Below are 11,756 nucleotides of genomic sequence, written 5' to 3' on the forward strand. Positions count from 1 at the left end.
GTAATCAGCGACGGCAGCGAGCTTGCCGACCACTTTGCGGCTCGCCCAGGAACCCACTACACGCGACAATCCAAGAAAGATAGGCTGCCTGCGATGACCTAGTCACCGATTAGTGTGCCTGCACCCCGAGTTTCGCCAGACGCGTATTCGGTCTTACCTTCAAGCCACTGAATTCGGTAATTACTGAAACCGGATAGCCGGTAAACGAGCGGCCGTCCGTGAAACTCCAACGCAAGGAAGCGTTCGGCTTGGAAACCTCGCAACAGCCAGTCACCGTCCAACGTCCTAAGCGCTGGGACGAACCGATGGACCCGCAGATGAATGATGCGGACGTCCAGTGGCTTCTTGCGCGGATGCCATTTGCGGGTTTGGACGCGGCGGCGTTTCCAAAATCCGTTCCCCTGAACGGCATCCTCAAAAATGATTGCCGGTTGCACCGTTTTGCACCGGGGCAGGTCATCGTCCGCGAGGGCGACTACGCCAACAGCGCGTTCTTGGTCCTCGACGGACACGCCGAACTGATTACTCGGCCGGTGGCTCCCGAAGTACTGGGTCGTCGAGAGGTTTCCAAACGCAGTTGGCCGGAAACCCTCTGGGGATTGTTGCGACCGACTGGCGTCGAAGAAGCCCGCCGGCCCGAAGACGTCACGCCGGGCGTGGAAATCCAGGACCGCGGCGCGGGCCACGCCGGAACTGCCGACCAGGCGAGCCAACCAACTTTGTTCCTACAAGACTTCGCCGGGCTTGTGCGTTCCGGCCAAACCGCACGACTCACCCCCGGCGAGATGTTTGGGGAAGTCGCCGCGATGCTACGCGGTCCACATGGGGCTACCGTGATTGCCGGCGACAATGCCGTCTTGTTGGAGATCCGTTTGCAGGGTCTCAAGATGTTGCAACGCGACGTCGAATTCGCCAAACGAATGGAAGACCACTATCGCAAACATTGGCTCGCGATTCACTTGCGAGAGATTCCGCTATTGCGGTTCGTTCCCGAATCCAATTTGCAAACCATCGTGCAACATACCGAATTGCGATCGTTCGGCCGGTTGGAATGGAACGCCGATTACAGCAAGGCCCGCAAACTTTCTCCGAGCGAGCAGATCGGGTCCGAGCCGGTCGTGGTCGCCGAAGGACGACATGTCACCGAACTGATCGTCGTCCGTAGCGGGTTCGGGCGCGTCTGCCAAAACTATGGTGCGGCCAAACGTACCACCGCCTACCTCGGTAAAGGACATGTCTTCGGACTCGACGAAATCACATTGAGCGTCGTCGGTGAAGGCGGCAGCGTTCCGTTGCAACATTCCTTGCAAGCGGTCGGCTTCTTGGACACGCTGCACATCCCCGTCGAAGTTTTTGCGCGAGAAGTGTTGCCCCACATCCGCCGCGATGAACTGCCGCCGACGGCAAAACGGGCGATGGAACTTTCCATCGCCAAGTCGAGCACCACGTCGCGGCGGGAACGACGCAACATCAAACGAGCCCAAGACGACAAGAAACTCGGGCTCCCTATCATCGCCGATCCATCGGCCCATTCGAAGACTTGGGATACGTTACCCGCCTCGACGGGAACTTCGTTCGAACCGACCGGGCTGCTTGAATTCATCGTCCAGAATCGTTTCAACAACGGTCGTCAAGCGATGATCATTGACTTGCACCGTTGCACCCGTTGCGACGAATGCGTTAAAGCCTGCGCCGATGTTCATGACGGGAACCCTCGGTTTGCCCGGATCGGACCGCGTCACGAGCGGTTGCAGTTCGTCCAGGCGTGCATGCACTGCACCGACCCGGTGTGCATGATCGGTTGCCCGACCGGAGCATTGCACCGCGATGAAGCCTCGGGGCTCGTGAACATCTCCGAAAACATCTGCATCGGTTGCGGCGTGTGTGCCAACGGTTGCCCGTACAACAACATTGAAATGGTCGAAGTCCGCGATCGGAAAGGTCGCCCCTATCTGGATGAGAAAACGAACCGTCCGATTACGAAGTCGACTAAATGCGACATGTGCAACAGCGTCCCGAGTGGTCCCGCATGTGCTGCGGCGTGCCCGCATGACGCGTTGGTGCGCATCGATTTGAATGAATCGCCGCCGTTGGAAGATTGGTTGCGGAGACGAGTATGAGCACGATCGAACGCCGCCGACCGGCCTCAGCGAAGAAACCGTTCCAATGGACCGAACCGCTTCAACGCGGTCTGGAGTGGATGATCGGTGCGGGAACTTCGTATTCGTTCCGACGTCGACGTTTCGTTTCACTGATATCGGTTGGATTATCACTGACCGTGATGTCGGCCATCGTCGCCTATGTCGACGCCATGATGTGGCATCGTGGTGTGATGACCGGATGGACGTTAATGGCGTGTTTGGTAATGTTGACCACGATCGGCGTTCGTCGTCGCGTTCCTGGTTTGCGATTGGGAACGATGAGCACTTGGACCCAAGTTCACATCTACACGGGGCTGTTCTCGATTGGGATGTTCTTGCTGCACACGCCGACGATATGGCGAGGTCGTTTCATTGCCGACGGTTATTTTGAAGGTTCGTTGAGCACGCTGTTTTGGTTCGTTAGCGGATCGGGAATCTATGGCTTGATTGCCAGTCGCCGTTTGCCGGTTCGTCTTTCGACCGTCGGCGAGCAAATCCGGTTTGACCAAATCCAATGGCGGCGACATCAGATCGCGGATCTGGCCACCGAAGAAATCAGCGAGCTGAAAAGCTTTGCCGCCATTACCGTGCTGGGCGAGTTCCACGAAAACTACTTGAATCGATTCTTTCAACGTCCGCCAACGCTGGCCTACCTCGTATTCCCCAATTCGGTCCGCCGTCGGCGGATGATGGCGGGATTGCTCGAACTGAATCGGTATCTCGACGAGGAGGGCAAGATTGCCAGCGGCCGGCTGGCCGGTTTGGTTCGGCATCGCGACGACTTGGACTATCAATACGCGCTGCAATTGCGTTTGCGGATGTGGGTATGGGTTCACGCGACCGCCTCAATTGCTTTGCTCGTAATGGCCATCATCCACGGCATCCTCGCGTTGAGGTTTCTAGGCACATGAGCCGCAACACAATCTCACCGCCGCCGCGCCAGACGATCCGCCTGGAACCTCCGCCGCGAATGGTCCGTCCGATCCGACGACGCCCTTGGATCATCGGGTTGCTGCTGGTGTTTGCAATCACGCTGATGATCGCATTGGGAACTCCGTTGGCACCGCACGTCGTCAAACCGGGGGACTTGTCATTGGCTCACTCGCAAATCCTCGAAGGCACACTCACTCAAGACCGCTGCGCGACATGCCACGATAACGTCTCTGCGGAAACCTGGAGCGGTATGCGAACGAGCGGGCACGCCGGGATTGATCAGGAAACGGCGTCGATGACGGACCGTTGCGTGCAATGCCATCATCAACGGATCGCACCCAAGGTCGCGAGATCCGCCCATAACCTATCCGTCGAGGATCGATTGCGACTGACGCAGCGACTTCATCGTGCGTTTCCCGTTCAAACCGATTCAAATCGCGACCGCCAACCCGATCCGTGGGTGACTCGCGTTTCAAATCAAGTCAGCGTTGTGGGCGGATGGATCGGTTGGGGCACGGAGACTTCGACGAATTCTCAAGACGACGTGGCTTGCAGCGTATGCCATCGCGAACATCATGGAGTCCACGCGAACCTGTCGGCCGTCACCGACGCGCAGTGCCAAACGTGCCACTCACGTCAGTTTGATTCGTTCGCCGACGGCCATCCTGAGTTCGACAACTACCCGGCATCGTCAGCCCGCACGATCGCGTTTGACCATGTTCGCCACGCCAATTTGCACTATCCCAAACAAGCAGAGTCGAACACAAACGCATCCTCTCAGTTTGATTGCCGCACCTGCCATCTCGTTACGACTGCACAAGTTCAATCGTCAAGCCCACTCACCGCATTGACTGCAGCGAGCGATCCGGTCGTCGGCACTTTGCCTTTCGAAACCGCCTGCGCTTCGTGCCACGACGAGAAACTCAAAGTCGCGATCTCGAACGGTCCCGCCCTGATTTCATTGCCCACATTTCCCACCGAAGTCACTCGGCAACTCGAAAGCTGGCCGGAAGCGGCAACCGGTTCACCCGATGGTGAATTATCCGGATGGATGAAACTGTTGCTCACAGCGCAGGACCCTGCGTTGGATTTAGAGGGGCTGACGAATCTCGGACGTGTCGACTGGCGATCACCCGAACGCCTCGATCAAGCTGTCCGTTTGGCTCGCGCGATTCGAACTTTCGCGATCGACTTGTCGGTCCAGGGCCAACCCTGGTTACGTGACCTCGCTGTCCGAGCTGGTGCCCGAGAAGCCGACGCGGTCCGGTTGGCCCGTTCGTTTCAACCGCAGTTAATGCGGGACGCTGTTAAAGAATGGTTCGGACAAGCAAGTACGTCGGCGGTCGATCGATTCTCGGCACGCCCCGAGTCCGACGCAGCTTCCAATGGTTCTCGGTTGATTATGACTGACGACTTGCTATTGGATGATTCAAGCGGCGGCGACGAACTTCTAGGCGATTGGTCCTCGACAGACGATCCACTTGTCGACGAGCCAATTGTCGACGATCCACTCATTGACCAGCCGCGCAAGAGCGATCCACTTGTTGACGATCCGCTGATCGATGATCCGCTGATGCCCGGGCCCCCTTCGGCCGGCGCTTCGCGGGATTGGCAAGCCGAAGTCGACCGTCGATTTGATCCGGCGAAAACCCAATCCTTCGGCGGTTGGTATCGTGACGATTTGACGTTGTCACTGCGGTATCGTGGGACCGGACATGCCGACGAGGTACTGCGGGTTTTGGTCGACTTGTCCCGCGTGGGTGACTTACAATCGCCTCAGGATGCTACGATCGCTTCGTGCATCGAATGTCATCAAAACGGAAGTTGGAAAGCGGAAGGAATCACCGGTTTACGAGACCGTTTGGCTAAGTTTACTCACCGGCCCCACTTGGATATTCGCGGCTTGCAAGATTGCCGGCACTGCCATAGCCTCGCCTCACCTTCGGTTGAGGTGGCTTCGAAGGAACCTTCCCTTTCGATCACTCAGGTCTCCACTCAACCGCGTCCCCATGGTGTAGTTGACTTTGCACCATTGCAAAAGGCGGCTTGTGTGACCTGCCACACGTCCACAGCAGCGGGCGATCATTGCACAACTTGTCACCGCTATCATGTCGGCGAAGTTCCTTAGAGCCCAGTGCTCCGTCAAAATTTAATTTTAGGGTATCAGCAACGTGGCTCGACAGTCCTCCGTCGAGAATCACGGTGGGGACCACCGTGCCACGTTTTTAGCCAACCCTCATTCTAAATCTTGGCGAAGCACTAAGGAACAGATTTCTTTAGCTCCATCGAGGACCAACCGCGACCGTAGGGGTGGTTGGGATCAAGTTGCTCGATTCGGTTGATGCTGAGGAGATTGAAATAATCGGATACGTCTATGCATGACAAACGAAGGCCGTCATTCTCGCGATCCCAATGCAACGCATAATCTGGGCTAAGCTGCCAATCCTCAGCCGTCAGCCCGACTCGACTGAGATCGGTGATGCGTTCGGGCATCTTGCCTTCTTGGATCTGATATTGCCGGACCGCGATCGCGGCGATTGTCCATTTGCGATCAAAAGCCGCTTGCGTGATCTGCTGTGAAATATTGCCGGGATAAAACTGTAGTCCGTTGACCGCATCTTGAGCGATGGCGAACGGAAATCCGAGTGGACTGAAGGAATGATCGGCCTTGCCGGACGTCCAGTCACGCTGCATCGCAATGGCCCTCTTGGAGTGTGCGAGTGTCCCGGCCGGCTGCAGCCTCATCGCGGCTTCGTATTGTTCAAGAACCTGCCAAACATGCGATGGTAGGATACCCAAAAGCGAGCCGTTGTCTTGGAAGTACTGGCGACGACGTTCAATCGCCAGTGAACCGTCCAAACCGTACCGCATGAATGCGCTTTCCATATGCCCTTGAAGTTGATTCTTCCATCGCTTCTGTGCATCGTATGGTTTAGCAACGATGGATCGTAGCTGCGACAATTGCTCGGCGTCCCACGATGGGTACTCGAGCGATTGGCGTAGTAGCGCGATATCCGGAATCTTTTCGTAGAGCTGGAGCGCCCGTCCATAGTCGCCGCTATGATAAGCCTTACGAAACAAACGGTGCTTGATTTCAATGAAAGCCGATGACCAGTATCGGCCTTGATAGTAGTGATCGCTCGAGACAAATAACGAGGGACGCCAAGTACTTTCAACACTATCGGTGATATCGGGAGCAAGATCGACTAAGACTTGATCCTGTCGGATCCGGTAGTCGACATAAGGCTTGGCTTCCCAAGGAACTTCCGGCGGCGCGACTTTATCAACACTGCGGACGTCACGATTCCACCAAGCTCCGAATCTCATGGCGGCTTGCTCGACCGAACGCAGTCGTCCAGACTCGTCGCGAGTATGATCGGACTCATAGTCGTTCAACGCCAACACCGAGTTGGTAATCAAGCCATCCTGTTGCCATCGAGTAACACGTTGATCGATCGCCGACGCGACACGGACTTGTCGCCAAGTTTCGGTCACGAACAAGATCCCCAACGCCGCGATGGGAGCGACCAGCCCGAGCCAGTACAGCGATTCTTTGAATGCGAGGTAGCGTTTCATGGGAGCGTCTGATTGGATGGTGGAGCGGTTTGGTTCTGAAGTTTGATCGCATCTTGTTCCCAGGCTGCATACCACTGGGAGCCCGGGTACTGGATCACGAAGTGCACATTGGCGGTATCCCGGGGATGGGCGGAGACGCGTAGTCGGTCGGCATAAGGACCGGCTTCAAACATCGCCGTTTTCCCGAAAAAGCACTGGTGTAGCCGCTGCCGCATCGCGAAGGTGGGTTGCCCCGATTCGCCGGCTTCGATCATTCGCAACAATGCATCGGTCACTTCCGATCCGGCCCGAGGGATCACCCACTCGATCTGGTAGACGGGCAGGTAATCAACAACGTCACCCAAGTCGTAGCCTCCCAAATGTGGCTCCTTCGCAATCGGTTTTCCGTTGTCGTTCAGTTCAACCTGACCTTCAACGAAGTATCGATACGACGCCAGCACGGCTCGACGCCGCGCTGCGTTGCGTGAGGTTTGATCAGCGACAAGACGGATGGCACGTTGAGCAAACTCGGTTTCCCAAAGTGACCGCATTTCCGGTTTGGCGTAAGCTTGAATCAGGTAAATCTCCAACGCATCCGCACCGCATTGATCGTTGATCCGGTAGCTCAAACGAAACCGTCCGACCATTTCGACTAGAAAATCTGACCAGATTGCGAAGTGGTTGACCGATTCGGCAGATGAATTGCCTGTGTTCGCGACCGCTTTTAGCCGGTGATACTCGGTCGATCCGATCATGGAATCGATATGATCGGCTCTTAAAGGCACCTCTGGATCGACCGGCAAAATCAAGTAGTCGCTCGGTACATCATCGATCGTCTGCAGGAAATCAACCATTTCTTGACCCGATCGTTTGTCGTCAAGAGAGCGTTCCGACCAATCGAGTTGTTCCACTCCGCGACTGGGAATGGAGCGAGGATGACGCGGCGGCCATGACAACGTCGACGCTGCCTGCAAGACATCGTTTCGCCGTTGAGTCGACATAGCGGGAAACTGTGCTACGTCCCAAGCAAAGTTCGCGATCGGCAGACCGATCATCAACGCGACGAGCCCCGCATGGATCAGCCAGAACCTGAGCGATCGAGTGTCGTCCATGTGCCATCGCATCGTCGACCAAGTCGCGAAGAAAGGAAGGATCGAACCGATCAACAGAAGCCAGGGTGAATTTCCCATCGGCCCGACCGACGCGATGGCGGCTAACACCGTCATGCCCGAGAGCAACGGTGCCAAAAAGGCGGACCCGCCGAGAACGCGAATCAATTGTCCTGTCCACTGCGAGATTCCGTAGACGCACGCCGCGATCGCCCCAATACACGCGACGGAGAACACCGGGCCTGCTCGCTCAAGTCCGTCCACCAAAATCAATCTTTGGGTGGCGTAGTAGGCCAATAAAGCCGCGGCAATCATTGCCGTCGGCACGGCGTGGCGGGTCCACCAAACTCGCGTTGGCGAGACACCACGATCGGCCATGAACCTCAAACGTGAAGTGCTGCCGTCCCCGGCGAACGCGAATACGCCCAACCACGACAGACTGAGCGGGGCCAGCAATGACAACCCTCCCAGCAAACCACCCGCGAATCGGCCGCCTTCTCGAGTAACGATCAACGCGAACGCGACGACACCAATGAGCAGCATCGCAGATAATCCGGCAAGCGTGACGGGGCTGTGGTGGATCGATTGCCATACGAGCGAACTCGCCGATGAGCGATAGGGTTGCTGGCTCGGCATCGCCGCCCGCGGCGGACGCCAAGCGTCGACGTCCGTTGAGGATGGCAAAGAGGGTGGCGCCGGATCGGCGTCAAAAAACCTCGCGGCGGCGCGGTGACCGAGCCAAACCGTGAAGATGATTGCGGGAAACGTCATCCACGTCGTAATTTGAACAACCTGTTCGGGCGACACATACCGGCCCATCTGTTGATAGACCACGCTGGCGGCGAGATTCGCGAGTAAAAATGGGATCGAGGCGATCGGCAACAACGCGATTAATCCGCCAAACGCATTTTCGATTCGCCACGCGGTAAAGAGTCCGGCCGTCAGTAAGAACACCGTGTGAACGATCCAGAACGCTAAATGATTGTTAGACAGCGTGTAACCCATCACCGTGAGAAACACGAACGCAACAATCCACATCAAAACCAGACCGATCGCCGCAGCGAGCAATTTGGATCGAAAAACAGTCGAGAATGAAATCGGCAGCGAGACAACCCACCGCAACGTGCGGGTTTCTTTCTCGTTGCCGACCAAAATCGCTCCGGCTCCGGCGGCCAACAACGATGGCATTGCCAAGGGCAACCAAACGGTCACATTCCCCTCGACTCCGCTCCGGAATATCAAGCCGGCGATCCAAAGCAAGAACGTGACGACGATCAACATCGCCACCAGCGGCAATAGTTGCCGAAGATCTTTCCAAAGCAGCACGCGAATCGGCGGCGTGATCAATGGCAAATTGCTCGAAGACATGACTTCACCTTCCCATCGGCGTGGCTGGAACACGTTTCGTATATGCAATGAAGATCTCTTCGAGCGACATCGCTCGGGTGCGGACACTGGTAACCGAAGTGCTGTTTCGCATCTCTGCGATCATCGACTCGTCGAAATGCTTGACAATCATTTGCCGTTGCCGTCCGTCGATGCTTTCATGAAGCACCTCAGCCGGCTCAGGAGGTACCGGCGTCGTGACCAACGGATCCTCGACATTGATCGTGACCTCGGTCATCGAATTCTTGAGCTGGTCGAGCGGCTCGCAGGTTCGGATTCTACCTTCGTGTAGAATCGCGATCGTGTCGGCAACACGTTCAACCTCCGATATCTGATGACTCGATAAGAACACCGTCCGCCCCGACGCGGCCCGACCGATCATGCTTTCAAGGAATTCGCGACGGACCATCGGGTCGAGTCCCGACGTCGGTTCATCCAAGATCAGTAGCTCAGGATCATGGGCCAAAGCGAGTGACAAAGCGACCTTCGCTCGTTGGCCTTTGGAGAGATGCCTGATCTTGCGATCTTCGGGGATTCCGTAGCGGGCGATCGATTCACGATACGCCTCGAGAAAGCCTTCGGGATAAAACGAAGCGGTGAACCAACCGATTTCACCAACACTCATCCAGTCATACAGCGCCGGCGAGTCGCTGACGTATCCGATCCGCCGACGAATCTCGAGCGGCTGTCGAACCGGATCGAGACCACCAATTTCGCAAGTACCAGCCGATGGTTTTTGAAAGCCGGTCATGATCCGAATCAACGTCGTCTTACCGGCTCCGTTTTCACCCAGCAGAGCGAAGACGGTTCCCGGTTCGACAGTTAGGTCGACACCACGCAGCGCGTCGCAACCGCGAAAGTGCATTTGCAAATCACGGGCGACGATCGCCGGCGAATCGCTCGGTTGAAAACCGGCTGGTTGCACACCCGCTGGTTGCACACCCGCTGGTTGCACACCCGCTGGTTGCACACCCGCTGGTTGCAAACCAGTTTCCGGGGCCACTCGGGATTCCGCCTCCGACGCGAGATCTTGAGCTTCGTTCATCGGGGATCCTTTGCGTGAGCGGGAAGGGACTGAAGTTGAGTTTCGACTAGGTCGCGGACTTCGTCGATCGAAAGTCCGCTGCCGATCGCTTCGTGGATCGCTTCGGCGACACGATCACCGATCAATGTTTTGCGCTGCTTGCGACACGCGGCCGGAGCGGTCTTGGTCACCATCACGCCGCGCCCCCGCAGCGTTTCAATAATGTTTTCGTTTTGCAGGTCCTGGAACGCGCGGGCGACGGTGTTGGGGTTGACGGCCAGCTGCGTGCTCAATTGCCGAACGCTGGGCAAGAGCTGCCCCGGACGCAGCGTTTCATCGGCGATGGCGAACTTCACCTGCCGAACGATCTGGGCATAGATCGGTTGCCCGCCCGCCGGATCGATTTGGAAGAACATGGCTGAGTTCCTGACTGAGCGAAAAAGCCAACCCCGTGTCGGCATCCTGGTGTACCGGTAAATTAATACACCAGTGACGTGCTGCGGTCAAGTCTTTCGTTACAGTTTGTTTTTGAGATTCGCAAGCGTGCGTTCTCTTGCTACGGCAGCGGTGAAGCTTGGGGTATCGACAAGTTGATTCACCTTTCAGGGCAAAACAACGCCTGCAACCCTATGATTGGATTGCTTGGCGTTTAACTCCGGCGCTGTTCAGCTCAATGCTTCACGCAACCGTTCGAGCTGCACGGGAATCTGCTCATAAGGATTTTCGTCTTCGTATTCAAGAATGACGAAACCCTGATATCCGGCCTCTTTGAGAATCTTACCGACCCGATTCAGATCGGCGGGATGCTTGGTGCCGTCGGGCCGCTTGAGGCTAGTTTTTACCTGCACATTGACCGCGTAAGGGACACACCGTTCGATATCGCGATACGGGTCGTCGGTGTGAAAATTGCCGGTGTCGAGGTTGATGCCGACCCACGGCGATTCGATGCGTCGCATCAGTTCCAGCATCTGATCACCGTCGAGTCCGCCGTGATTCTCGACACCCAAGAAAACGCCTTTTTCGGACGCGAGGTCTGCGCATTGCTGCAAGGCATCGATCGCTTCGGTCATTCGCGAAGGTGCGGCGGCGAGTTGAGCTGCCGTCCCTGCGAAGAAGCGAATGTGTGGTGCACCGAGCACGTCCGCTTTCTCAATCCATCGCTTGGCAGCGGCTATTTCCGCGTCCAGCTTAGGACCGGGACCAACGGTGAAGTTATTGCCGATCGCCGTGCCGCTAATCGTGAGTCCTCGATTGAAGGCCGCCCAGCGTAACCGTCGAAGCCTCTCGTCGCTGGGAAAACCGTCTTGATCGGGTTCGATAAAATAGCTAGTCAACTCGGCGGCCTCGACACCTTGGGCAACGCAGTAGTCGAGAAAGTCAAACATGGACAAGCCGTCATCGCCTGCCGATTTTTGAGGCTTGCCCTTCATGAATCGGAAATGAGGACGCAATGAATAGGCAGCCAATCCGATTCGAAATCGCGGCGGGCCTGATCGCAGGATTGGTTCGTTGGCAAGCGACCCACCGGTAACTAAGGACACCGAGGCCACCGAGGAGACCGCTAGAAATGATCGACGTGTCACGCTCATGATAACATCCTTCGGCTCG

Annotated in this window: 8 protein-coding genes; 3 read left to right on the forward strand and 5 right to left on the reverse strand. The window is 56.7% G+C overall.

All coding sequences use genetic code 11. The features are described from left to right. The first annotated feature begins 305 nt into the window (after positions 1 to 305). Genes Pla100_RS28230 through Pla100_RS31320 form a run of 3 tightly spaced genes read left to right on the forward strand, consistent with a single transcriptional unit; the run spans position 306 to position 5,202 of the window. Complete coding sequence (locus tag Pla100_RS28230) at positions 306 to 2,120, forward strand: 4Fe-4S dicluster domain-containing protein (RefSeq protein WP_146582422.1); 1,815 nt, start codon at positions 306 to 308, stop codon at positions 2,118 to 2,120. After that, positions 2,117 to 3,052, forward strand: coding sequence for a hypothetical protein (locus Pla100_RS28235; RefSeq protein ID WP_146582382.1), 936 nt, complete (start codon positions 2,117 to 2,119; stop codon positions 3,050 to 3,052). Before Pla100_RS28230 ends, Pla100_RS28235 begins: the two co-directional genes overlap by 4 nt. Beyond that, the gene (locus Pla100_RS31320) at positions 3,049 to 5,202 is read left to right on the forward strand and encodes a cytochrome c3 family protein (protein ID WP_197168304.1); all 2,154 of its coding nucleotides are present in this window, start codon (positions 3,049 to 3,051) and stop codon (positions 5,200 to 5,202) included. The genes Pla100_RS28235 and Pla100_RS31320 overlap by 4 nt, the downstream gene beginning before the upstream one ends. A 131-nt stretch (positions 5,203 to 5,333) precedes the next feature. Here Pla100_RS31320 and Pla100_RS28245 read toward each other — a convergent pair whose 3' ends face one another. From Pla100_RS28245 to Pla100_RS28265, 5 genes are all read right to left on the reverse strand, one after another. Further along, positions 5,334 to 6,650: a hypothetical protein gene (locus tag Pla100_RS28245; protein ID WP_146582384.1), complete on the reverse strand. Its 1,317-nt coding sequence runs from the start codon at positions 6,648 to 6,650 to the stop codon at positions 5,334 to 5,336. Next, positions 6,647 to 9,106, reverse strand: coding sequence for an ABC transporter permease (locus Pla100_RS28250; RefSeq protein ID WP_146582386.1), 2,460 nt, complete (start codon positions 9,104 to 9,106; stop codon positions 6,647 to 6,649). Before Pla100_RS28250 ends, Pla100_RS28245 begins: the two co-directional genes overlap by 4 nt. Positions 9,107 to 9,110: 4 nt before the next feature. Next, the gene (locus Pla100_RS28255) at positions 9,111 to 9,989 is read right to left on the reverse strand and encodes an ABC transporter ATP-binding protein (RefSeq protein ID WP_146582424.1); all 879 of its coding nucleotides are present in this window, start codon (positions 9,987 to 9,989) and stop codon (positions 9,111 to 9,113) included. Between the two features lie 176 nt (positions 9,990 to 10,165). Then, a complete protein-coding gene (locus Pla100_RS28260) occupies positions 10,166 to 10,564 on the reverse strand; it encodes a GntR family transcriptional regulator (RefSeq protein WP_146582388.1) in 399 nt (132 codons plus the stop codon). Positions 10,565 to 10,813: 249 nt separating this feature from the next. Further along, entirely contained in the window at positions 10,814 to 11,737 is a 924-nt protein-coding gene (locus Pla100_RS28265; RefSeq protein ID WP_146582390.1) for a sugar phosphate isomerase/epimerase family protein, read from the reverse strand. Positions 11,738 to 11,756: the final 19 nt, after the last annotated feature.

The sequence above is a fragment of the Neorhodopirellula pilleata genome (assembly GCF_007859915.1).
In the GTDB taxonomy this organism is placed as follows: domain Bacteria; phylum Planctomycetota; class Planctomycetia; order Pirellulales; family Pirellulaceae; genus Rhodopirellula; species Rhodopirellula pilleata.

Excerpts from the sequence above, each read along its gene's own strand:
- Pla100_RS28250 (WP_146582386.1), bottom strand. The coding sequence starts at position 9,106 with ATGTCTTCGAGCAATTTGCCATTGATCACGCCGCCGATTCGCGTGCTG.
- Pla100_RS28255 (WP_146582424.1), bottom strand. The coding sequence starts at position 9,989 with ATGCACTTTCGCGGTTGCGACGCGCTGCGTGGTGTCGACCTAACTGTC.
- Pla100_RS28265 (WP_146582390.1), bottom strand. The coding sequence starts at position 11,737 with ATGAGCGTGACACGTCGATCATTTCTAGCGGTCTCCTCGGTGGCCTCG.
- Pla100_RS28245 (WP_146582384.1), bottom strand. The coding sequence starts at position 6,650 with ATGAAACGCTACCTCGCATTCAAAGAATCGCTGTACTGGCTCGGGCTG.
- Pla100_RS31320 (WP_197168304.1), top strand. The coding sequence starts at position 3,049 with ATGAGCCGCAACACAATCTCACCGCCGCCGCGCCAGACGATCCGCCTG.
- Pla100_RS28235 (WP_146582382.1), top strand. The coding sequence starts at position 2,117 with ATGAGCACGATCGAACGCCGCCGACCGGCCTCAGCGAAGAAACCGTTC.
- Pla100_RS28260 (WP_146582388.1), bottom strand. The coding sequence starts at position 10,564 with ATGTTCTTCCAAATCGATCCGGCGGGCGGGCAACCGATCTATGCCCAG.
- Pla100_RS28230 (WP_146582422.1), top strand. The coding sequence starts at position 306 with ATGGACCCGCAGATGAATGATGCGGACGTCCAGTGGCTTCTTGCGCGG.